Annotated in this window: 22 protein-coding genes; 13 read left to right on the forward strand and 9 right to left on the reverse strand. The window is 68.2% G+C overall.

What is annotated here, in order from left to right; translation table 11 throughout:
- Positions 1–19: 19 nt before the first annotated feature.
- From G510_RS0108720 to G510_RS0108745, 6 genes are read right to left on the reverse strand one after another with little or no spacing between them, the layout of a single operon-like run.
- On the reverse strand, positions 20–775 hold the full coding sequence (locus G510_RS0108720) for an SDR family NAD(P)-dependent oxidoreductase (protein ID WP_029153326.1): 756 nt from the start codon (positions 773–775) through the stop codon (positions 20–22).
- Positions 775–1,629 carry a phosphogluconate dehydrogenase C-terminal domain-containing protein gene (locus G510_RS0108725; protein WP_029153327.1) on the reverse strand — a complete coding sequence of 285 codons (855 nt, stop codon included), beginning with the start codon at positions 1,627–1,629 and terminating at the stop codon, positions 775–777. Before G510_RS0108725 ends, G510_RS0108720 begins: the two co-directional genes overlap by 1 nt.
- Positions 1,626–2,408 carry a sugar phosphate isomerase/epimerase family protein gene (locus G510_RS0108730; RefSeq protein ID WP_029153328.1) on the reverse strand — a complete coding sequence of 261 codons (783 nt, stop codon included), beginning with the start codon at positions 2,406–2,408 and terminating at the stop codon, positions 1,626–1,628. Before G510_RS0108730 ends, G510_RS0108725 begins: the two co-directional genes overlap by 4 nt.
- Complete coding sequence (locus G510_RS0108735) at positions 2,405–3,166, reverse strand: triose-phosphate isomerase family protein (RefSeq protein ID WP_036322546.1); 762 nt, start codon at positions 3,164–3,166, stop codon at positions 2,405–2,407. The genes G510_RS0108730 and G510_RS0108735 overlap by 4 nt, the downstream gene beginning before the upstream one ends.
- Positions 3,166–3,636 (reverse strand): ribose-5-phosphate isomerase, encoded by a 471-nt coding sequence (locus G510_RS0108740; RefSeq protein ID WP_029153330.1) that lies wholly within the window; start codon positions 3,634–3,636, stop codon positions 3,166–3,168. The genes G510_RS0108735 and G510_RS0108740 overlap by 1 nt, the downstream gene beginning before the upstream one ends.
- 2 nt (positions 3,637–3,638) lie before the next feature.
- Positions 3,639–5,366: a dihydroxyacetone kinase family protein gene (locus G510_RS0108745; RefSeq protein WP_029153331.1), complete on the reverse strand. Its 1,728-nt coding sequence runs from the start codon at positions 5,364–5,366 to the stop codon at positions 3,639–3,641.
- Between the two features lie 218 nt (positions 5,367–5,584).
- Between G510_RS0108745 and G510_RS0108750 the strand changes: the two genes are divergently transcribed.
- Entirely contained in the window at positions 5,585–6,319 is a 735-nt protein-coding gene (locus G510_RS0108750) for a FadR/GntR family transcriptional regulator (protein WP_029153332.1), read from the forward strand.
- A 50-nt stretch (positions 6,320–6,369) separates the two neighbouring features.
- Here G510_RS0108750 and G510_RS0108755 read toward each other — a convergent pair whose 3' ends face one another.
- Positions 6,370–7,434, reverse strand: coding sequence for an NAD(P)-dependent alcohol dehydrogenase (locus tag G510_RS0108755; protein WP_051216610.1), 1,065 nt, complete (start codon positions 7,432–7,434; stop codon positions 6,370–6,372).
- Between the two features lie 252 nt (positions 7,435–7,686).
- Between G510_RS0108755 and G510_RS0108760 the strand changes: the two genes are divergently transcribed.
- From G510_RS0108760 to G510_RS0108815, 12 genes are all read left to right on the forward strand, one after another.
- Positions 7,687–8,688 carry an alcohol dehydrogenase catalytic domain-containing protein gene (locus G510_RS0108760; RefSeq protein ID WP_245563268.1) on the forward strand — a complete coding sequence of 334 codons (1,002 nt, stop codon included), beginning with the start codon at positions 7,687–7,689 and terminating at the stop codon, positions 8,686–8,688.
- On the forward strand, positions 8,685–9,341 hold the full coding sequence (locus tag G510_RS0108765) for a DUF2291 family protein (protein ID WP_036322548.1): 657 nt from the start codon (positions 8,685–8,687) through the stop codon (positions 9,339–9,341). Before G510_RS0108760 ends, G510_RS0108765 begins: the two co-directional genes overlap by 4 nt.
- A gap of 2 nt (positions 9,342–9,343) precedes the next feature.
- Positions 9,344–10,858 (forward strand): sugar ABC transporter ATP-binding protein, encoded by a 1,515-nt coding sequence (locus G510_RS0108770; protein ID WP_036322549.1) that lies wholly within the window; start codon positions 9,344–9,346, stop codon positions 10,856–10,858.
- A gap of 20 nt (positions 10,859–10,878) precedes the next feature.
- Positions 10,879–11,997 carry an ABC transporter permease gene (locus tag G510_RS16120; RefSeq protein WP_036322551.1) on the forward strand — a complete coding sequence of 373 codons (1,119 nt, stop codon included), beginning with the start codon at positions 10,879–10,881 and terminating at the stop codon, positions 11,995–11,997.
- Positions 11,998–12,052: 55 nt separating this feature from the next.
- Positions 12,053–13,057 (forward strand): D-ribose ABC transporter substrate-binding protein, encoded by a 1,005-nt coding sequence (locus G510_RS0108780; RefSeq protein WP_084644283.1) that lies wholly within the window; start codon positions 12,053–12,055, stop codon positions 13,055–13,057.
- Positions 13,058–13,158: 101 nt separating this feature from the next.
- Entirely contained in the window at positions 13,159–13,983 is an 825-nt protein-coding gene (locus G510_RS0108785) for a DeoR/GlpR family DNA-binding transcription regulator (protein WP_029153338.1), read from the forward strand.
- A gap of 125 nt (positions 13,984–14,108) precedes the next feature.
- A complete protein-coding gene (locus G510_RS0108790) occupies positions 14,109–14,969 on the forward strand; it encodes an amidohydrolase family protein (protein WP_029153339.1) in 861 nt (286 codons plus the stop codon).
- Between the two features lie 151 nt (positions 14,970–15,120).
- Entirely contained in the window at positions 15,121–16,434 is a 1,314-nt protein-coding gene (locus tag G510_RS0108795) for an ABC transporter substrate-binding protein (RefSeq protein ID WP_029153340.1), read from the forward strand.
- Positions 16,435–16,441: 7 nt separating this feature from the next.
- Complete coding sequence (locus G510_RS0108800; protein WP_029153341.1) at positions 16,442–17,398, forward strand: carbohydrate ABC transporter permease; 957 nt, start codon at positions 16,442–16,444, stop codon at positions 17,396–17,398.
- On the forward strand, positions 17,395–18,318 hold the full coding sequence (locus G510_RS0108805; RefSeq protein WP_051216611.1) for a carbohydrate ABC transporter permease: 924 nt from the start codon (positions 17,395–17,397) through the stop codon (positions 18,316–18,318). Before G510_RS0108800 ends, G510_RS0108805 begins: the two co-directional genes overlap by 4 nt.
- Positions 18,315–19,406 carry a Gfo/Idh/MocA family protein gene (locus tag G510_RS0108810; RefSeq protein ID WP_245563270.1) on the forward strand — a complete coding sequence of 364 codons (1,092 nt, stop codon included), beginning with the start codon at positions 18,315–18,317 and terminating at the stop codon, positions 19,404–19,406. Before G510_RS0108805 ends, G510_RS0108810 begins: the two co-directional genes overlap by 4 nt.
- A 131-nt stretch (positions 19,407–19,537) precedes the next feature.
- Positions 19,538–20,410, forward strand: coding sequence for a CPBP family intramembrane glutamic endopeptidase (locus G510_RS0108815; protein ID WP_211219168.1), 873 nt, complete (start codon positions 19,538–19,540; stop codon positions 20,408–20,410).
- A 9-nt stretch (positions 20,411–20,419) separates the two neighbouring features.
- Here G510_RS0108815 and G510_RS0108820 read toward each other — a convergent pair whose 3' ends face one another.
- On the reverse strand, positions 20,420–22,120 hold the full coding sequence (locus G510_RS0108820) for a long-chain-fatty-acid--CoA ligase (protein WP_029153345.1): 1,701 nt from the start codon (positions 22,118–22,120) through the stop codon (positions 20,420–20,422).
- A 61-nt stretch (positions 22,121–22,181) separates the two neighbouring features.
- Positions 22,182–22,754: a dihydrofolate reductase family protein gene (locus tag G510_RS0108825; RefSeq protein ID WP_029153346.1), complete on the reverse strand. Its 573-nt coding sequence runs from the start codon at positions 22,752–22,754 to the stop codon at positions 22,182–22,184.
- Between the last annotated feature and the right edge of the window lie 409 nt (positions 22,755–23,163).

Consider the following 23,163-nt stretch of genomic DNA (forward strand, 5'->3'; position numbering starts at 1 on the left):
GTCGCCGAGCGGTCGCCGCCTACAGTGTCGTCATCCCACCATCGACGGTGAACGCCGCACCGGTGGCGAACGCCGAATCATCGCTCGCGAGGAACGACATCACCCCGATCAGGTCATCCGGCGTCGCCGGGCGCCCCATAGGGATCCGCGAGGTGATCGCCGCGCGCTGCTCGGGATCCGTGCTGATCGCCTCGACCAGCGGCGTCTCGACGTAGGACGGCACGACGGTGTTCACGCGTATGCCGCGCTGGGCATACGCGGCGGCAACCGTGCGGCCCAGGCCGTGGATCCCCGCCTTGGTCGTGCTGTACGCGGTGAAGTCCTTGCCCTCGCCCGTCACGCCCGTGGGGCTGCCGGTCAGAATGATGGATCCGCCGCCCGCGTCGAGCATCGACCGCACCGCATGCTTCACGGTGAGGAACGTGCCGGTCAGGTTGATGTCGACGGTGCGGCGCCAGGCCTCGAGGTCGAGGTCGGCGATCTGCGCGTCCTGGCCGAACAGCTGCACGCCGGCGTTGGCGACCACGACGTTCGGCGCCCAGCCGCCGGCGGCCAACGACGTGAACGCACCTGCAACCTGGCCCTCGTCCGAGATATCGACGGTTACCGCCCGGGCCTCGCCGCCGAGCGCGGCCGCGGCCCGCTCCGCGGAAGCGCCATCGCGGTCGGCGATCACCACGCGAGCGCCGTCGGCGACGAACCGCGTGGCGACCGCGAGCCCGATCCCCGATGCCGCGCCCGTGACGAGGGCGGTCTTTCCCGACAGCCGTGCCATCAGCGCGCGATCTTGTCGAGGTGCAGCATCGCGGCGAGGTTCTTGTCGAGCTCGTCGTCCTGGAAGATCTTCTTCCAGTCGTCCTTGATGATCGACTCGCGGCCGTACTTCATCGCGATCAGGCACGCGTCGCTGAACGGGTTGTCGCCGCGCAGGCCGTTGGCGAGCGCGACCTGCGTGTGGCCGTACATGATGCTGCGCGCGGCGGCCTCGGGCACGCCCATCGTGTGGATCGCCTCGTCGAGCGCCTCGTTCAGCAGCTCGCCGATCATGCACGCCACCGTCTCGACGAGCGTCGGCTCGAGCTGGGCGAGCTGCTTGATCGTCACGAAGTGCACGTCGATGACGGGCGCGTAGATCGCGCGCACGGTCTCCTCGACGAGGGTCTTTTTCGCCGGGTCGTCGCTCTCGACGGCCGCGATCGCGTCCTGCGGGGCGGCGATGCCGCCGAACGTGTCGGCCCACTGCTCGGGCGTCTCGCGCTGCAGGAAGATCGACGGGTGGCACGGGTGCGCCACCGCCTGGATCACGTCGTCGCGCGTCGTGAGCAGGCCCGCGTAGGCGGCGGCGGGGTCGAGCGTCAGGCAGACGGATCCCGCCTTCATCTGCGGCACGAGCTCCGCCGTGACGGCGGCGAGGGCGAGGTCAGGCACCGCGAGCACGACGATGTCGGCGTCCGCGACGGCGACGGACGACTCGGTCAGCGTGCGCCCGGCTTCGCGCGTGCTCTCCTGGCCCGCGGGGGAGTTCTCGACGTAGCGCACATCGTGATCCGTGCGCACGAGGTTGTTGGACACGCGCATGCCCATCTTTCCGCCGGCGCCGATGACGGCAATGCTGTACTTCTCGCTCATAGGGTGCTCCTCAGATATTCCAGGGTCGCGCGGGTCCAATCGCGCTCGGTTCGGATCGTGGTCTCGGCATCTGCCTGCCGCGGCAGCCAGTGCTCGACGACCTCGTTGATGCCGCGTTCGCGGGGTCGGATGACGTCCAGCACGTGGCCGTAGTCGTGCAGGCCATCACCCATGCGGGCGCCGCTGTAGGTGAAGCCGACCCAGCCGTCCTGGCGCGCGAACGCGAAGTCCTTCACGTGAACGTTCTTCACCAGCCGCGAGGTCTGCTCGGTGCACGCGCGCGGGCTCTCCAGCTGCGCGACGACGTTCGCCGGATCCAGGCACACGCCGAGCGCGGCGCTTCCGACCGCGTCGATCACGCCCAGGAGGTCGCGCGTCGGCACCTGTTCGTACGTTTCCAGCGCGAGCGATACGCCCGCCGCCTCGTACGCGGGCATCGCCGTGCTGAGGATCCGCGTCGCCTCGTCGAGCGACGGGCGCGAGCCCGGCCCGTACAGCATGCTGCGCACGAGGCGGGCGTCGAAGACCTCCGCGAGCTCGAGGAACCTCGACAGGCGCTCCTGTTCGATCCCCTTCGTGCCCAGCTCGATCGTGAGGCCGTGGTCGTGCGCGGCGCTCGCCGCATCGCGCAGCTCCGCATCCGTCATCCGCTCGAGCGGCGCGTAGTCGCAGATCTGGAAGAGCTCGACGCCCTGCGCGCGCGCGTCCTCGAACGCGCCGACGAGGGAGAGCCCCTCCGCGTGCTGCCAGAAATAGGCGTACGTCCCGAGCCCGATCACGCCGCGCGCCCCTCCGCGACGCGGGTCGCCTCGTCGAGCACCTGCACGAGCGCGTCGGGATCGTGCGCGAAGCGCCCGAGGAAGACGCCGTCGACCGCGTCGCCGAGCGCCGTCATGACCCCCGGGCCGGCCGCGCCCCCGTAGATGACGGCGGATCCGGTGCGCAGGGGATCCGCTTCGAGCGCCGCGCGGAGCGCGCCCGCGACGACGCGCACGTGCTCCTCGCCCGCGGGCTCGGCGGCGCCGATCGCCCACACGGGCTCGTACGCGACGATGACGGATCCGCCCTCAGCCCCGGTAAGCGACGCACGCAGCTGCCGCAGGGAGATCTCGGCGGCAGAATCCGGATCCTGCTCGTCCCGCTCGCCGATGCAGAGCAGCGGCGTGAGCCCGGCGCGGAGGGCGGCGCGCGTCTTCTCGGCCACGATCGCGTCGGTCTCGCCGAACAGCCGCCGCCGCTCGGCGTGGCCGATCTCGGCGATCGTCGCGCCCACCTCGGCGAGCTCGGCGGCCGAGACCTCGCCGGTGAACGCGCCCTCGTCGGCCGACGCGACGTCCTGCCCGCCGATCCGCACGGGGGTGCCGCGGAAGGCCTCGACGGCGGGGCCGACCTGCAGGTAGGTGGGCGTGATGAACAGCTCGACGGATCCGCTCGTCACGCCGGCGTGCGAGCGCACGCGCGCGGCGACGTCGTCGAACCACGCGAGCGCACGCCCGTGCCCGAAGTACATCTTCAGGCTGACGCCGACAGTGACCATCAGCAGCTTCCGGTGCTCTCGTACCCGTCGAGGATCGCGACCTTCTCGGCCGATGCCGATGTCTCGTCGAACCGGTACGTCAGCCACTCCTTCGCGAGGCGGCGGGCGAGCTCGATGCCGACGACGCGCTGGCCCATGCAGAGCACCTGCGCGTTGTTGGAGAGCACGGAGCGTTCGACGGAGAAGCTGTCGTGGGCGGTGACCGCACGGATCCCCGCGACCTTGTTCGCCGCGATCGCGACGCCGAGCCCGGTGCCGCAGATGAGGATCGCGCGGTCGGCCTCGCCGCGCGCGACACGCTCGGCGGCCTCGATCGCGACCGTCGGGTACGGCGTGTGGCCGTCGGCCGAGACTCCCACGTCGACGACGCTCGCGACGAGGTCGTTCTGCTCGAGATCCTTCTTGATGATCTCCTTGTATCCGAAGCCGGCGTCGTCGCCGCCGATGATGATGCGAAGCGGTTCAGCCATGATCAAGCCTTCTTTCCGTCAGTGAGGGTGATGAGCGCCTGCGCGAGGAGCGCGAGCGAGTGTGCTCCGGGATCCGGTGTGCCGAGCGACTTCTCGTGGTGAGTGCGCGCGCGGCCCATCTGGGGGAGCATGTCGGCCGTCGCCGCGGCGGCCCGGGTGGCGGCGTCCGCGGCGTCGCGCCAGGCGTCGGCCACGGACGCACCCGATGCGGCCCTTGCCGCGAACGCCTCCGACAGCGGCACGAGCGAGTCGACCATCGTCTTGTCGCCCGGTACCGCGCCGAATGTCAGCACGCGCTCGGACGCGGCGGTGAGGCCGTCCGCGAGCGCGGACGCGGCGGGGGAGCCGTCGTCGTCGACGTGCGAGGCGACCGCCGTGAGGATCGCGCCCCAGATCGCGCCCGAGGTGCCGCCGGCCCGATCCGACCAGGCGTCCGCGGCGCGTTCGAGCGTCGTGCGGGCGCCGGCGCCGCGCTCGACCGCGTCGCGTGCGGCGTCGCGTGCGGCGTGCACGCCGCGCTGCATGCCGATGCCGTGGTCGCCGTCGCCGGCGATCTGGTCGAGGCGCCCGAGCTCGTCGACGTTCTCATCGATCGTGTCGCGCGCGATGTCGAACGCCCGAGCGACGATGGCGGCGACTGCGCGCCCCTCGTCGTCCGCGGCGACGATCTCGGCCGCCTGCTCATCCGCGTCGTCGTCGGCGACGATCTCGCCGGTGCGGTCGACGGATCCGCGGCGGTACGCCGGGCTGTCGACGGGCGTCTCCCACAGATCTTCGAGCTCGTCGTCGAGCCACAAGAGCGTCAGCGAGGTGCCGGCCATGTCGAAGCTCGTGCAGTACTCGCCCACGTGCGGATCGACCGCCTCGATGCCGGCGGCCTCGAGCAGCTGCGCGACGCGGCGGTAGACGACGAACATCTCCTCGTACTTCAAGGATCCGAGCCCGTTGAGGATCGGGATGACGCGTGCGCCGCGCGCCTGGTCGACGCCGTCGGGCAGCTCCTCGAGCAGGCGTTCGACGAGCAGCGCCGCCAGCTCGTCGGCGGTCGGGATGTCGGCGTCGCGCAGGCCGGGCTCGCCGTGGATGCCGAGGCCGATCGCCATGCGACCGGGCTCGACCTCGAAGAGCGGCTCGGGAGCGCCGGGGAGCGTGCAGCCGCTGAAGGCCACACCGAAGGATCGGGTGCGCTCGTTGGCGTGGGCCGCCAGGCGCGCGACCTCGTCAAGCGAGGCCCCGCGCGCGGAGGCGGCGCCCGCGATGCGGAACACCGTCAGGTCGCCCGCGATACCGCGGCGCCGGTGCTTCTCCGAGACGGGAGCGCTGGAGACGTCGTCGGTCACCGCGAGACTCTGGCAGGGGATCCCCGCCGCGCGCAGCTGCTCCTGGGCCGCATCGAAGTTGAGCACGTCGCCCGCGTAGTTGCCGTAGCTGAGCAGCACGCCGCCGCCGTTCTCTGCGGCCTTCGAGACGTGGAACACCTGCTGCGTCGACGGCGAGGCGAACAGGTTGCCCATCGCGGCGCCGTGCGCGAGGCCGGGCCCGACGAGCCCGCCGAACGCGGGGTAGTGGCCGCTGCCGCCGCCGACAACGAGCGCCACCTGGCCCTCCGGCGTCTTCGTGGATCGGGCGACGCCGCCCGACACGCGCCGCACGTAGCGGCCGTTCGCCGCGACGAAGCCGTCGATCATCTCGTCCGCGAAGTCTGCGGGGTCGTTCCAGAGGCGCGTCATGATCGCTTCGTCCGTTCGTGGTCGACATCGAGCCGTGATGTCATGAGTTTGGCAAACCGGTTGACCAATAACAATCTACTACGGGAATGCGTCGGCATATGGGCCTCTCCTTCGCGGTCGATCCCGGGGGTTCGTCGATGTGTAGTGTGATGGGCTGCACGGATCTCGCCGATCGCGCGGGGCGTCTCGGCCTCCGTGCACTGACAGAGAGGCACGGCATGGCAAGCGACTCCTCGTCGTCGGCGCAGATCGTCGACGCGCTCGGGACGCTGCCGACGGGCACGCCCGTCAGCGAAGTGGCGCGGCGCCTGCTCGACCTCTTCACCAGCGGATCCGTCGAGCCCGGCACGCGCCTGCCCTCCGAGCGACAGCTCGCCGCGTCGCTCGCCGTGGGGCGCTCGGCAGTGCGCGAGGCGCTCGCGGCGCTCGAGATTCTGGGCATCGTGCAGGTGCGCCCCGGATCCGGCACGTTCCTTCGCGGACAGGCCAGCGAGCTGCTGCCGCAGACCCTGCGCTGGGGGCTGCTGATCGGCGAACGCAACACGAGCGAGCTGCTGGAGCTGCGCTCGGGGCTCGAGATCTACGTCGCCCGCATAGCGGCGACTCGCGCGGATGCGACCGCTCGCGACACGCTGCGCTCCCACGTGCGCGAGATGCGCGACGCGGGCGATGACCTCGCGGCGTTCACGCGGGCCGACCTCGCGTTCCACCTCGATATCGCCGAGGCCGCCGACAACCGCACGCTCCACGATCTGCTGCACGTCGTGCGCTCGCTGCTGCAGGTGCACGCCGACCGCGCGGTGCACTCCCTGCCCGACGCCGAGGTCGCGGCGGTCGAGCACGAGGCCGTGCTCGATGCGCTCGACGCCGGCGATCCCGACGCGGCCGCCTCGGCTATGGCCGTGCACATGGTCACTGCGTCGGATCGCGTGACGAGGCTGCTCGGCGGCTGAACGAGCAGCCGTCGATCGCAGTTCCGTTCCGTTCACGATTTCTCCCGCGATCAGCTGTTCGGTGTGACGATCGACTTGATGGTGGCGGGATCCGACGTCGAATCGAGCGCGTCGGTGACGCGGTCGAGGCCGAATCGGCCGGTCACCATGCGGTCGAGGTCGACCCGGCCGTCGGCGACGAGCGCGATGGCGGCGGGCCATGTATTGGCGTAGCGGAACACGCCCGTGATGATGAGCTCGTTGTTCTGGATGTGCGTGATCGGCAGCGGCATCTCGTCGATGCCCATGCCGACGAGCACGACTCGGCCGCCGGGCCGCACCGCGCGGATCCCGCTCTTGACGGCGGGTGCCGCACCCGACGCGTCGATGAATGCGTCGACGGTGCCGTCGAGCGATGAGACATCGTCGTGGGCCGGATCGATCACGCGCGTGGCGCCGAAGGTCAGCGCCGACGCGCGGCGGGCCTCCGCGAGATCGGACACGATGACCTCGGTCGCGCCGAACGCGCGGGCGACCTGCGCCGAGACGATGCCGATCGGGCCGGCGCCGGCGATGAGCACGCGCGATCCCGGCTGGATCGCGGCCTTGCGCGCAGTGGCGATCGCGACCGACAGCGGCTCCATGAGGGCCGCCGCGTCGTCGCTGACGGTGTCGGGGATCGCGAACGCGAAGTGGCTCTGGATCGTGACGTGCTCCTGGAACGCGCCGTCGGTGCCGGGCACGGCGTAGAACTGCATCTCGGGGTCGAGGTTGTACTCGCCGCGCAGCGTCTCGGGCGACGTGTGCGAAGGGTGCTGGGGTTCGATCGATACGCGCTCGCCGATCCGGCCCGGATCCACGTCGGCGCCTACCGCGACGATCACGCCGCCGGATTCGTGCCCGAGCACGAGCGGTTCGTCGACCCGCCAGTCGCCGAGGCGGCCGTCGTGGTAGAAGTGTACGTCGCTGCCGCACACGCCGACCGCGGTGACCCTCACGAGCACCTCGTCGGCCGCGGGCGTCGGCACGGGGCGCGATTCGATCCTCACATCGCGCGCGGCATGCAGAACAGCGGCGCGCTGCGTCGACGGGATCCCCTCGGATCCTATGGGGCGCGTGGGTTCGCTCGTGCTCAATGGTCCATCTCCCTCGATGTCGCTTGCTGAGATTCGTTATCTACGTGTCACGATGTTGACGTTGAATCTAACGTAGTTCATGTTCTAAGCTACTCAAACGTAACACTGTCGATGGGTCACTCACCACGGGTCCTGTGCCGGAAGGCGCGGCGACACCGAGCGGATGACCGCCCACAGGCCCGGGGCGACGAGAGCCCCGAGCCCGACGCGAACGGAGCAACGATGCGCGCAGTCGCTTTTCAGGAACAAGGAGTGCTGGCCCTTGAGGAACGGCCGAAGCCCACACCCGGCTACAAAGAGATCCTCATCGAGACGGCTGCGGTCGGAATCTGCGGGACCGATACCCACGTGTTCGACGGCGAGTTCGAGGGAACGGTGTTCCCCCTCGTTCCCGGACACGAGGCGACCGGCACGATCGTCGAGCTCGGCGAGGGCGTCAACGACGGCGTATTCGACTTCAAGGTCGGCGACAAGGTGGCGATCAACCCGAGCACCACGTGCGGTGAGTGCGAGCAGTGCCTGAACGGGCACCAGAACCTCTGCCCGCGGTGGAACGGCCTCGGGGTCGTCGCCTCGGACGGCGCCTCGCAGCAGTTCTTCACGGCTCCGTCGACGAACGTCTTCCGGCTGAAGCCCGAGACCGACATCTACCTGGCCGCCCTCATCGAGCCGCTGGCATGCGCGATCCGCGGATGGGACGTGCTGCCGCGCCGCATGGGCGACCACGTGCTCGTGTACGGCGCCGGCACCATGGGCCTGCTGATGGCGCAGCTCGCGCACCGCGCCGGTGCGGCGACGGTCTCGATCGTCGACCTCAACCCGGACCGCCTGCAGGTCGCGGCCGAGTGCGGCATCGAGCTGCGGTACACCTCCGCCGACGACGCCGACCGCGAGAAGTGGGACGTCGTGATCGACTGCACCGGCAACATCCGTGCGATCGAGGATGCGCTCACGCGGGTCAAGCCCGCCGGTTTCTTCCAGGACTTCGGCGTTGCTCCCGCCGACAAGACCGCTCGGTTCTCGCCGTTCCGCATCTATCGCGATGAGATCTCGATCGTCGGCACGATGGCCGTGCTCAACTCGTTCGGCCGCGCGGTCGAGATGTTCGAGGCGGGCGCCATCAACGCGCGCGCCATGATCAGCCACTCGTTCACGCTCGACGACTACGCCGATGCGCTCGAGCTGTTCCGCCGCGGCGACGGACGCAAGCTGCAGATCCGTCCGAACGACACCGAATCGCGGATCCTCCTGTGAGCGCCGCCGAGACCACGAGCGCGCGCCACGGGCTCAGCAAGGGCGCCAAGCGCGGGATCCTCGCGATCGTCATCGTCGCGGTGATCGCCTTCATCGCCCTCGGCACGAAGGTGGTGCCGTACGGCGCCGAGCTGCCGGGCGCGGAGGAGGGCTTCAACGCCGAGACGTACGGTGAGGAGACGTTCCCCGCCGTGCAGGAGGGGATCACCGAGCGCGCCGTTCCCGCCGAGGAGCTCGCCGCCGCGATCGCCGCCGACCCGGACGCCGCGGTCGGCGAGTACGCCGTGCAGAGCTCGGGCGGACCCGTGTTCAGCGTGACGATGACCGGCACGTTCGCGGAGAACTCGTCGGGCATCTACGACTTCCAGGTCGAGGGCCTTCCCGAGGCGCTCACGGTGCGCGTGCAGACCGGTCCGGCGATCAACGGCACCGAGCTGCGCGACGCGACGGGCGACATCGCGTTCGGCGAGTTCACCAACCAGATCGACTACCAGAACGCGGCGGCCTCGCTCAACGAGTACATGAAGTCGGCCGTGCTCGAGGGCGTCGACACCGAGGCGCTCGAGGGCAGCACCGCGACGATCACGGGGGCGTTCACGATGATCAACCCCGAGGCGTGGCTCGTGACGCCGTCCGAGCTCGAGGTCGGGTGAGCATGGTGAGCACCGATGAGGTCGTTCTCGAGGCGCGCGACGTCGTCAAGAACTACGGCGGTACGCGCGCGCTGAAGGGCGTGAACTTCGAGATCCGCTCGGGCACTGTCACAACGCTGTTCGGCGAGAACGGCGCCGGAAAGTCGACGCTGATGAAGATCCTGTCGGGCGTCGAGCAGCCCACCTCGGGCGAGATCCTCCTGGGTGGCGAGCCCGTGACGTTCTCCTCCACGACGGAGGCGGCCGAGCGGGGCATCTCGATCATCCACCAGGAGCTGAGCCTCGCGCCGAACCTCACGGTGCGCGACAACATCTTCATGGGGCGCGAGATCATGCGCCGGTTCGGCGGGGTGGACTTCGCCGAGGAGACCCGGCAGACGCGCGCGCTGCTCGACGACATGAACCTCGCGATCGACCCCGACACCTTCGTGTCGGACCTGCGCGTCGGTCAGCAGCAGGTCGTCGAGATCGCCCGGGCGCTCTCGGTGAACTCCCGCATCCTGATCATGGACGAGCCGACGTCCGCTCTCGCGGCGGCCGAGGTCGAGACCCTGTTCGGCATCATCCGCGACCTGCTCGCACGCGGCGTTGCGATCGTGTACATCTCCCACCACCTCGAAGAGGCGCTGGAGATCACCGACCACGCGGTCGTGCTGCGCGACGGCACCATGACGGCGCGCGGCGAGCGTGCCGATATCGATCTTGCGTGGATCGTGAAGAACATGGTCGGCGAGAACTTCGACCTCGGATCCCCTCCCGAGGGGTACGAGTTCGGCGAGCCCGTGCTGAGCGTCACCGACCTCACGGTGCTCGATCCGGACAACCCTGAGCGCGCCGTCGTGAACGGTCTCGACCTGCACGTGCGCGCCGGCGAGATCGTCTGCATCTATGGCCTGATGGGCGCGGGGCGCACCGAGCTGCTCGAGGCGGTCGCCGGGCGCGGACGTGTCGAGAGCGGGGAGATCGACCTCGAGGGAGAGTCGATCCTGCGCGACTCGATCTCCGAGCGCATCGAGAAGGGCCTCGGCCTGGTGCCGGAGGATCGTCAGCGCGATGGCCTCGTCCAGACCTTCTCCGTGGGGCGCAACCTGACGCTCGCGAGCCTCGACAAGAGCATGACGGGCCTGGCGATCTCCCGCAAGAAGGAGAAGGAACGGGCGCAAGAGCTCATCAGCGCGGTCACCGTCAAGACCTCGGGGCCCGACCTCAACATCGGCGGGCTCTCGGGCGGCAACCAGCAGAAGGTCGTGATCGGCAAGATCGTCGCGACGGATCCTCGCCTGATGCTGCTCGACGAGCCGAGCCGAGGGATCGACGTCGGTGCGAAGGCCGAGGTCTTCCGCCTCCTCTCCGAGCGCGCTCGCCGCGGTGTCGGCGTCGTGTACACCACGAGCGAGGTCGGCGAGTGCCTCAGCATCGCCCACCGCATCATCGTGATGAGCCGAGGGCAGATCACGGCCGAGTTCGGGCCGGACGCCACTAAAGACATGATCATGGCCGCCTCGGGCGAAGCCTGAAACCTCAGATCGGATCGACAATGACGACGACAACAACTGCCATCCGCAAGAACAGGAAGCAGTTCTCCATCGCGAAGCTGCTGCTCGAGGGGCGTGCCTTCCTCGCCCTCGTGCTGATCATCGTGGTCTTCTCGCTGCTCTCGCCGAACTACCTCACGTGGGGCAACCTGCTGATCATGACGAGCCACGTCGCGATCTACGCGCTGCTCGGCCTCGGCATGCTGCTCGTGATCCTGAACGGCGGCATCGACCTCTCGGTCGGATCCACGCTCGCGATATCCGCGGTGTTCGCTGGGTTCATGCTGCGCGGCGTGCCGCTCGACCTCTTCGGGGTCACGATCTACCCGAGCGTGCCCGTGACGGTGCTGATCGCCTGCGGGATCGGGGCCCTGGCAGGACTCCTGAACGGCATCCTCGTGGCGAAGTTCAAGATCGCGCCCTTCGTGGCGACCCTCGGCACGCTCTACGCCGTGCGCGGTTTCGCGCTGCTGATGACCGGCGGCCTCACGATCAACAACCTGTCGGGCCGCGAGGAACTGGGCAACACCGGCTTCGAGTGGATCGGCTTCAACCGCATCTTCGGCATCCCGATCGGCGTGCTCGTGATGATCGTCGTCGCGCTCGTCCTCGGCCTCGTCCTCGGTCGCTCGAAGTTCGGGCGCTGGATGTACGCGGCCGGCGGCAACGAGCGCGCCGCTGAGCTCAGCGGTGTGCCGACCACCAGCGTGAAGATCTGGGTGTACGTGGTCTCGGGCCTGTGCGCGGCGATCGCGGGGCTCGTGCTCGCATCGACGCTCACCAGCGCGGATCCGAACGCCGGCAACACGTACGAGCTGACGGCGATCGCGACGGTCGTGATCGGCGGCGCCGCCCTCACGGGCGGACGCGGAAACGTGCGCGGCACCCTGCTGGGCGCCTTCGTCATCGGCTTCCTCTCCGACGGCCTCGTGCTCGTCGGCGTCTCGGCCTACTGGCAAATGGTCTTCATGGGCGCGGTGATCGTGGTCGCCGTTCTGCTGAACACCCTCCAGTACGGACGTCGTCGTCGCCCCGCGGCCAAGAAGCCGGCGAGCGATAAGGACAGCAAGACCCCTGCCGTGACCGGCACCAGCACCGGTACGGGCTCCACAGAGTCCTGAGCGGCACATCCGGCACCGATGACCGTTGCCGGACCATCAAGAAAGGACACATCACATGTTGCGCAAGAAGACACTGGGCTCGATGATCATGGTCGGCGGCCTCATCGTCGGCCTCACGGCCTGCTCGTCGGGCGGATCCGATGACACCGGCAGCGCTCCCGAGGGCGAGTCGGCGGGCGGCGGCGAGGCCGGCGGCCTCATCACCATCATCGTCAACGACCCGGCCAACCCGTACTGGAAGACCGAGGGCGACCTCGCGCAGGCGAAGGCCGAAGAGCTCGGCTACGAGGCCACCGTCGGCGCCCACGAGGGCGACACCAACACCGAGAACACGCTGATCGACACCGCCATCGCGAACGATTCCGTCGCGATCATCCTCGACCCGGCCAACGCCGACGGGTCGATCGGTGCCGTGAAGAAGGCCGACGAGGCGGGCATCCCGGTGTTCCTCGTCAACGCCGAGATCAACGAGTCGGGCCTCGCGAAGGCTCAGCTCGTGTCGAACAACGCCCAGGGCGCTGCCCTCGGCGCGCAGGAGTACGTCAAGCAGATGGGCGAGGAGGGCACGTACGTCGAGCTCTTCGGTGCGCCGAGCGACAACAACGCTCAGACGCGCTCGAACGGTTTCGAGACCGTGATCTCGCAGTACCCCGACCTCGAAAAGGTCGGCGAAGAGGTCGCGAACTGGGACCGCACGGAGGGCCACGACAAGGCTCAGGCGCTGATGCAGGGCAACCCCGACATCAAGGGCGTGCTCGCCGGCAACGACGAGATGGCGCTCGGCGCGATCGCCGCGCTGAAGGAGGCCGGTAAGCTCGAAGACGTGATCGTCGGTGGGTTCGACGGTGCGCCGGACGCTGTCGAGGCCGTCAAGAACGGCGAGATGGCGTACACGGTGCTCCAGCCCGTCGCGCAGTTCTCGGAGACGGCCGTCGAGCTGGCGGACGACTTCATCCGCACGGGCACGGAGCCCGAGACGGAGAAGCAGGCGATCGATTGCATCCTGATCACCGCCGAGAACGCCGATAAGATGACGTCGCCGTTCGTCTACGAGGGTTGATAACGACGCATCTCGTGCGCTGAATGAACACTGCGGGTGCGGGGCGGTCGATAGGCCACCCCGCACCCGCAGATCACGGGACGAACCGCGAGGGGGAGACGATGGTGGGACCCGAGGAGATGATCTCGGACGACTCGGCGCAGTCGCGTCAGGCGCGACAGACTGACCGGCGCAACGCGATCACCGAGGCCGTGATGGCGGCCGGATCCATTCGCATCTCCGAGCTGGCGGAACGCTTCGACATCAGCACGATGACGGTTCATCGCGATCTCGACGAGCTCGAATCGCGCGGGCTGCTGCGGAAGAACCGCGGCGTGGCTTCGGCGCTGTCGACGGGTCTCGTCGAGTCGAGCGACGTCTACCGCGCGAGCCGTGAGATCTCCGAGAAGCGCGCGCTCGCGCTCGCCGCGCTCGAGTTCGTCGAGCCGGGCCAGGCGATCATGCTCGACGATTCCACGACATCGCTGCACCTCGTGCCGCACCTGCAGGAGAAGCGCCCGCTCACCGTCATCACCAACACGCTCACCGTGATGAACGAACTGCGCTCCGTCACCGGCATCACGCTGCTCGGCCTGGGCGGGCAGTACTACAACTGGTGCAGCGCCTACATGGGGCGCATCACGACCGCCGCCATCGCGGGCCTGCGCGCCGACGTGCTCGTCATGTCGACCTCCGCGATCACCGACGGCGTCGCGTTCCACCAGACGATGGAGACGGTCGACGTCAAGCGCGCGATGTTCGATGCGGCCAGTCGCCGGATCCTTCTCGCCGACCACACGAAGTTCGACAAGCGCGCGCTCCACGCGATGCAGCCGCTTGCCGATTTCGATGCCGTCATCGTCGACGCCGCGACGGACAAGCGGCACATTGCGGATCTGCGCCAGATCGGCGTCAACGTCGTGATCGCCCCGCGCTCGCGCGCTTAGGGGCAGCGCCACACGCTCCCCGCGCCGCGCCGCGGCGATGTTGACGTCGAGGGCGTAAAGCGTCAAGATTGATCAAACGTTTGTTCATGATCGTTATGATGATTCTCGACGGGGAGAAGAACCGTATGACTTTTCCGATCATCGATGCGCACCAGCACGTGTGGGATCCGGCGCGCGCCGACTACGGGTGGCTCGCGGAAGAGCCCGCGGTCATCAACCGAGCATTCACCCTCGACGACGCGCTGCCGGAGCTGCGTGATGCCGGAGTCGATCGGGTCGTGCACGTGCAGTCGGCCGACCACGCCGAAGACACCGAGTTGATGCGCGACTCGGCCGCGCAGCACGAAGAGGTGGCCGCAATCGTCGCGCACGCGCCGCTCGAGCGCCCTGACGAGGTTGCGCTCCTCGCCGAATCGTGGCGGGACGACTCGCTCATGGTGGGCGTGCGCAGCCTGATCCACAACATGCCGGATTCGGATTGGCTGCTGCGGCCCGACGTTGACGAGGGGCTCGGGGTCCTGGAGCGCGAGGGGCTGACGTTCGACGTCGTCGCCGTCCTCCCGCGCCACCTCGAAATCGTGCCGGTCATCGCCGAACGCCACCCCGACCTGCGCATCGTGATCGACCACCTCGGCAAGCCTCCGGTCGGCGCCGATTCCCGTCAGCCGTGGTGGGATCTGATCGCGGCCTCAGCGGCGTCCCCGAACGTGTTCGGGAAGGTGAGCGGGCTCTATTCGTCGGTGGGGGATCCGGGCGACTGGACCATAGACGCGATCGCACCGTTCTTCGACCACGCGCTCGCGTCGTTCGGGCCTGAACGTCTGATGTATGGCGGCGATTGGCCGATCTCCGTCGTTGCGGGCGGCTATACGCGCGTGTGGACGGCGCTGCGCGCGCTCGTCGATCGACTGGATCCGCCCGCCCGAGAGCGCGTACTCGGCGCCACAGCTGCGGAGTTCTATCGAATCGACCCGGCGCGGATCTGATCGGCGGCGCGCCACTCACGTCGCGATATAAACATCCGATCAATTTGTCTATATTTGATTGACGACGTCCGGGCGCTTCGCTAGCGTTTTTCGGGCTGGGGCGGCTCCGATCAGGCATCGGGGAGCGCCCTCATACTCAAAGGAGAGTGGAATGAAGAAGAAGCTCATGATCGCGGGCAGCATGCTCGCGGGGGCACTCGCACTGGGCGGCTGCGCGGGCGGCGGTTCGCAGGGCGGCGACGAGCCCGAGCAGACCGACTCGGGCGGGCCGATCACCGTCTGGGTCGATCCGCCGCGCGTTCCGGCGGCGGAGGCCTTCAAGAAGGCGCACCCCGACATCGAGATCGAGATCACGCAGATCGACGGAACGGTCGGCGGCCAAACGGTGCGCCAGGCGTTCGCGAACTTCGACACGGCCGGCGAGGGGTGGCCCGACGCGATCTTCTTCCCGACCAACGATGACATCGCATGGGCGACGAGCTCGACGAGCAACTACGCCGCCGACCTCACCGACCTGATGCCCGACGTCATCGAGGGGTACGACGAGGCGGTGCTGTCATTCTGCGACATCGACGACAAGATCCGCTGCCTGCGCAATGACGCGGCGCCCGATGTGCTCTGGTACAACCAGGCGTTCTTCGAGGAGAACGGTTACGAGGTGCCGACGACGTGGGAGGGTTACGCCGACCTCGCCGTCACGATCGCGGAGGAGCACCCCGGCAAAATCTCCGGCATGCTCGGCGACGCATACGCCGTCAATCGCTACCTGCAAGCCGCGAACTGCCCGACCAACGAGCGCGTCAGCGAGACCGAAGCACGCATCGACCTCTCGGCCGAAGGCTGCGGCAAGATGGTCGAGCTCCTGACTCAGATGCAGGAGGGCGATGCCCTCTCCAACCAGGGCATCTTCGACGGCGACGCTGCCGAGGCGGGCCAGAACATGGTCATGAGTCCCGGCGCCGCATGGTGGGGCAACTACCTCTTCCGCGACACGTGGGGCGTGCCCGCGGGCGAGATCTCCGCGACCACACCGCTCGCCTGGGAGGGCGACTCTGAGCCGATGACCGGCAACGAGGGCGGCGGCCTCTGGAGCGTCTCGTCGCACATCACCGGCGCGCAGCTCGAGAACGCGCTCACGTTCCTCGAGTTCGTGGCGACGGATCCCGCGTGGCAGGTCGAGCTGTCGACCGGGCTTCCCGGCTACGGACCCGTGCAGGATCAGTGGCTCGAGCAAGTGGCGTCGGATGCGTACTTCAAGGACATCGAGGGCAGCCAGGCCGCGTTCAAGGAGGCCCTCGGCTACGTCGTTCCCTACGACTACATGATGTACGACACCGGATCGGCGTGGACGCAGACCGTTCCGCCGGCGCTGATCGCGGGTGACAGCTTCGCCGATGCGATCGACGCGTTCGGCACCGAGCTGGTGAACCAGGCGGAATCCGTCGGCTACACCGTGACGCAGTAAGGCGCATATGTCCGAAACCACGACCCTGCTGACGGGGAAGAGCAGGGCACCCCTGGGGCGGTCCCGGGCCCGGCGCGCGGAGGCGCTCGGGGCCTGGACCCTCCTCGCCCCGTACACCCTGCTCTTCCTCGTCGGCGCCGCGATTCCGATCGGTTACGCCTTCGTCACGGCGCTGCAGAAGGCGCCGACCCCGGTCGATCCGACCGGTGGGTTCGGCGGACTGCAATCGTTCATCACGGTGTTCACCGATCACCGGTTCTTGACGACGTTCCAGAACATCTTCGTCGTGATGATCATCTGGCTGCCGATCATGATCATCGGCATCGTGGGGCTCGCACTGCTCCTGCACGCGAGCCCCAGCCGCTTCGGCGGCGCGATGCGGTTCATCTACTACATCCCGGGCGCGCTCGGCGGCATCGCCAACTTCGTGCTCTGGGTGTACCTGATCGACCCGCAGCGATCGCCGATCGCTTTCCTCTGGCAGGGCATGGGCGCGGGCTCGTTCAAGGAGGTGATCACGGCGGGCAACATGCCCGGCATCCTCACCGCCATGCTCTTCTTCCAGGGCGTGGGCACGTGGATCATCGTCGTGAACGGCGGGCTGAACGGCATCTCGGAAGAGGTGATGGAGGCGGCCCGCCTGGACGGCGCCAACGCATGGCAGCTGGCATGGCGGATCAAGCTGCCGATCATTCGGCCATGGATCGGGTACGCGGCGCTCATGAACGTCGCGTACGGGTTCCAGCTGTTCCTCGAGCCGTACCTGCTGAGACAGATCTCGTCCGGGGCGATCTCGCCGGAGTGGGCGCCGACGCAGCTCGGCTACGCGTTCGCGTTCACGAATCGCGACTTCCCGGCCGCCGCGGCGATGTCGATCGTGCTGCTGGTCATCACCCTCGGCATCGGATGGATCATCGTGCGCAAGAGCGGCATGTTCGGCGAAGACGACAAGGAGACGCGATGAGTGCGCCCGTGCACAGCCGGTCGGCGTCCGCCGCAGCGGGTCGCATCGGCCGCATCGTGACGATGCTCGTGGTCGCGGCATTCTTCCTGCTGCCGATCCTCGGGTTCGTCTCGCTCATCTTCCGCAGCGAGGAGGGGTTGAATTCCGGCGAGGCCGGATTCCTCGGCCTCGGCGGGATGTCGTGGGACAACCTCGTGTACAGCTGGAATGAGCTGTCGAAGTTCGGGCCCGGGGAAGGCGGCGTGTTCCAGCGCTGGCTGCTGAACTCGGTGGCCGTCGCGGTCGGCGGAACGCTGCTGGCCGTCGTCGCTGCGATCCCCGCGGGGTATGCGTTCGCCCGGCTGAGGTTCCGGTTCCGCAAGACGTTCCTGTTCGTCACCCTGCTGGCGATGGTGATGCCGAACACGGTGCTCGTCATCCCGATCTTCCTCGAGGTCAACGCGATCGGCGCGATCGGCCAGTTGTGGCCCGTCGCGACCATCATGGGGTTCTATCCGTTCGGGGTGTATCTGGCGTACATCCACTTCATGACGACGATGCCGCACGAGCTCGTCGAGGCGGCGCGGATCGACGGGCTCGGCGAGATCAAGACGTTCCTGCAGATCGGCGTTCCGCTCGCGAAGCAGGCGATCGCGCTCGTGGCGTTCTTCTCGTTCGTCGCGAACTGGATCAACTTCTTCCTGCCGCTGGCGCTTTTGACCTCGAGCCAGGAGAACAAGCTGATTTCGATCGGCATCCAGGAGCTGATCGGCGCGAGCCCGATGTTCAACGCGACCGTTGCCGCGGGCCTCGACGTCAAGCTCTACCTGCCGCAGCTCGCGCTCGCGACTGTCGTGTCGATGTTGCCGCTGCTCGCGATGTTCCTCGGCGCACAGCGATTCCTGATCAAGGGGCAGACGGTGGGAGCGGTGAAGGGATGACGAATTCGATGCATGAGGCGAGCCTGCTTGCGGGGTACGACGGCGGATCCCCGCGGGAACCGCGGCCGATCGTGATCATCGGCGCGGGCGGCATCGTGCGCGACGCGCACCTGCCCGCGTACGCCAAGGCCGGCTTCCCGGTGTGGGGGATCGTTGACATTGCACGCGACAAGGCGCAGGCGCTGGCGGATCAGTATCGGATTCGCCACGTGTTCGCTGCCGTCGAGGATGCGGTCGCCGAGGCGCCCGCCGATGCCGTGTACGACCTCGCGCTGATGCCCGAGCACGTGCCGGACGCGCTCGAGGCGCTGCCCGAGGGATCCGCGGTGCTGATCCAGAAGCCGCTCGGACACTCGCTCGCGCAGGCGATCGCGCTGCGCGACCAGTGCAGGCGGCGCGGCCTCGTCGCTGCGGTCAACACGCAGCTGCGGTTCGCGCCGTACATTGCCGAGGCGCGACGGCTGATCGCGGCGGGCGAGATCGGCGAGGTATATGACTTCGACCTGCGCGTCAGCGTCGAGACGCCGTGGCATATGTTTCCGCAGGTGTTCGGCCAGGAGCGGCTCGAGTTCACGATGCACTCGGTGCACTACATGGACCTCGCGCGGTCGTTCTTCGGCGATCCGGACGGGGTGAGCGCGGTGACGCTCCGGCACCCCGAGAAGCCCGACATCGCGACGACCAGATCCAGCATCATCATGCGGTACCGCGACCGGCCGCTGCGGGTTGTGATCGGCGCGAACCACGATCACGATTTCGGGCCGCGGCACGAGGAGAGCTTCGTCAAATGGGAGGGCACGGGCGGCGCGATCCGGGCGCGGAGGGGGCTGCTCATGGACTACCCCTCGGGCGTGCCGGATGCCCTCGAGATCGCGCGCCACGGCGAGCGGGAGTGGACCCCGATCCCGTTCGAGGGATCCTGGTTCCCCGACGCGTTCATCGGATCCATGGGCGTGCTGCAGCGTTTCGTCGCGGGGGAGATCCCCGAGCTGCCGACGTCGGTGGACGACGTTCTGCGCACCATGGCGGTCGTGGAGGCCGCCTATCGGTCCGACGAGGCGGAGGGCATCGCACCGCGCGTCTCCTAAGGGGTCCCGACTCGCGTGCGGATCCCCCGACAGTGGGATCCGTGAACCCACCCTGGTGGGATCCGCGCTGCTCGTGCGCTCCGTAACGTCATGCCCGCACCCCGAGACCGGGGGCGGACGAAGGAGCGGGAATGACGAAACTCACGCAGTCGGCACGGATGGGCCTCACAAAGCGGCCCTGGATGAGAACGGCCGGCGTCGTCGCCGGATTCGCCATAGCGATGCTGCTCGCCAACTCGATCGCATCCGCGGTTCACAGCCCGGTGCTCGCGCTCATCGTCGGCCCCCTCGTGGCGGCCGCGATGGTCGCGCTGTACTACTGGGCGGGGCGCCGCATCGAGCGGCGGCGCGTCACGGAACTCGCGCGAACCGGCGCTCTGCGTCACGCACTGATCGGCACGGGGATCGGGCTGGCCCTGTCGGCCGCGACCGTCGGCATCCTCGCCCTGTTCGGGGCGTACACGATCACGGGATGGGGATCGATCGGCGGCGCGCTCGCTGTGGCCGGAACGATGTGCGCGATCGCGGTCGCCGAAGAGGTGTTCTTCCGCGGCGTCGTCTTTCGCCTGATCCGGGGCCGGTGGGGAGTGGGGATCGCGCTCGGCGTCTCGGCGGTCCTCTTCGGGCTCGTACACCTGGTCAACCCTGGCGCGACGCTGTGGGGCGCGGTCGCGATCGCGATCGAGGCCGGGCTGATGCTGGGCGCGGCGTACCTTGCGACCGGATCCCTGTGGCTGGCGATCGGCCTGCACTTCGGCTGGAACTTCGCGACGGTAGGCCTGTTCGGCTCCGTCACTTCCGGGGCCGAGGCGCGCGACTCGCTCGTCACCGCGGTGACGAGCGGACCGGATTGGCTCTCGGGCGGCAGCTTCGGGCCGGAGGGCAGCGTCATCGCGATCGCGGTGTGTTCGGTGACGACGGTGCTGCTGCTGTGCGTCGCGCACCGCCGGGGGCGACTGTCGCTTCGTCGCGGCCACCATGGTGGGCACGCGACGCGAGTGTGAGCCGCAGCATTATCCGTCGCTCAGCAGCTGATCCCGGACCTGGCGGCGGAGCACCTTGCCGATCAGGGAGCGGGGGAGGTCGTTCACCGCGATGATGCGCTTGGGCACCTTGTACGCGGCGAGCCGTGCGCGGCAGAAGTCGCGAAGTGCGCGCTTGTCGAGCGCTGCGCCGTCACGGAGCACCACGACCGCGGCGACATCCTCACCCCCGCCAGATCGCGGAAGGCCCACGACGGCCGCGGCGACCACGTCGGGATGCGTCTCGAGTGCGCCCTCGACCTCGCTCGGCGACACGTTGAATCCTCCCGTGATGATGAGCTCCTTGAGCCGATCGACGATCGTCACGAAGCCGTCAGGCGAGACGTCGGCGATGTCGCCTGTTCGCAGCCACCCGTCGGCCAGCAGAATGTCGGCGGTTTCGCTCGGACGGTTCCAGTAGCCCTGGAACACCTGCGGGCCACGGATGAGAAGCTCGCCTCGCTCGGCAGCGGCCACGTCGACGTCCGTGTTCGCGGGGTCGACGACGCGGATCTCCGTGCTCGGGAACGGCACCCCGACGGTGCCGGGACGGCGGGTGGGTCCCATGGGATTGCCGAGCGCGACCGGTGAGCTCTCCGTCATGCCGTAACCCTCGACGAGCAAGCCTCCCGTGGCTTCTTCCCACCGCTTCACGGTGGTGACGGGGAGGCTCATCGCGCCGGAGATCGCGAATCTGACGGTGGAGAGGTCGAGGGTTCCCCGGCCAGCCGAACGGGCGAGCTGATCGTAGATCGGCGGCACGGCTGGGAGGAATGTGGGCGGGCTCGATCGCACTGCCTTCGTGACGAGGTCCACATCGAAGGTCGGGAACAAGACGAGCTTCGCCCCGATGCTCATCGCGAAGGTGAGGCAGAGCGTCATGCCGTAGGCATGGAACAGCGGCAGCACACCGTAGAACGTTTCCTCGCCGTCCACGAGTCCCGGTACCCACGCACGCCCCTGCATCGCGTTGGCACGCAGGTTCGCGTGGGTGAGGATCGCGCCCTTCGGATCTCCCGTCGTGCCGCTCGTGTACTGCAGAAGCGCGGTGTCGTGCAACGCCGGGCCCGTGATGCGCTTGGATACGCGCCGACGGTCGAGCAGCTTCTTCCAGGCGACGAAGTGCCGTGCTTTCGGGGCACCCGTCAGCTTCACTCTGGACGCTCGCGCCTTCGGCAGCGGCAGGCGCAGCAGCAGACGTGTCGCAGACGGCATCGCCGCCGTGATGTCGACGCTCACGATGTGCTCGACCTTGAGATCGGCGGGGAAGCCGTCGACCGTGTCAACGACCTTGTCCCACACGACGGCGACACGCGCACCGTGATCTTCGAACTGATGCCTCAGCTCACGAGCTGTGTAAAGCGGATTGTGCTCGACCACGATTGCACCGAGACGAAGCGCCGCATAGAACGCCACGACGTGCTGCGGGCAGTTGGGGAGAATCAGGGCGATCCGGTCGCCCTTCCCGACTCCGAGCCGACGAAGCCCTTCCGCTGCGCGCTCGATCTGTTCGCCCAGCTCCCGGTAAGTGGTGACGGCTCCGAAGAACTCCAGCGCCGGACGCTTCCGGAACGTCCTCACGCTGGCGGACATCATCTCGGGCAGCGTCTGCGACGGTTCATCGATCTCGGCGGGGACTCCGTCCGCGTATGAGCTGAGCCACGGCCGAGAAGCGTGCGGAGAATCGGTCATGCCTCAATCCTGCCGCGAACCTTGCCGCGTGTCAGCACAACCGCGCGACGAGGCCAGGCACTCAGCGCACGACGTCGTAGATTGCCTTGACGACACCGTTGGCATACGCGGCCGACTCACGCAGCGAGAGCTGCTGGCCGCGTGGCCCCGCGGGGAAGATCGTCTTGCCTGAGCCGAGAAAGACCGGGAACACGAGGAGGTTGTACCGGTCGATCAGGTCGGCTTCGGCGAGACGGGTGGCGAGTTCGGTGCTGCCGTGGATGAAGATGCCGCCGCCCTCTTCGGCGCGCAGCGTGGCGACCTCGTCCGTTGAGCGCAGGATGCGGGTCTCGCCCCAGCCGTCCACCAGATCGTCTTCGGCCAGGGTGGTCGACACGACGTACTTGGGTACGTCCCGGTAGGCCGCGTGGTCTTCCGAATCCCGCCAGACCGGTGCGAACGCCTGATAGCTGCGGCGACCGAACAGTAATGCTGTCGTGTCAGCCAGCTCGTCGCCCTTCAGCGAGTAGGCGTCAGCATCGAACGGGGTGTGCATCACCCAGCCGCCGTGCGGGTGGCCTTCCGTCGCACCTCCGGGCGAATCGACAATGCCGTCGACGGTGATGAAGCCGGTATAGACGAGTTCACGAGTCATGCTGCGCTCCAGATCCGGGGGTGCGAGTTCACCCTCAGCATGACATCGAACGAGAACAATCGAGATCGACAACGAACGTATAGACGCATGCGCTCGCACGACGTGTAGCCCTGCCGAAAACGGTGGCGGTCTCAACCGGTAAACGCACCACCCGCCTACTCTGTCAGGTCTTCGTGCCGTAGGTGCCATGTCTGCGGTAGCGAGACCCAGCGATGCCGCCCCCGTATCCTCGAGGGATGAACATGAGTCGTGGTCGCGCAGTTGGGAGTGCTTTCTCCGCGAAGGAGAAGACGGTGCTGGATCTTCTGTGCAGCGGGGATCACCCGTACCGTGAACTGGCTCGCGAGCAGCTCCGCGTCGCGTCGTGGGGTGGGTACCAGCTCGACGAGTGCGACTGCTTCCTTATCTC

Source organism: Microbacterium gubbeenense DSM 15944 (assembly GCF_000422745.1).
GTDB lineage: Bacteria > Actinomycetota > Actinomycetes > Actinomycetales > Microbacteriaceae > Microbacterium > Microbacterium gubbeenense.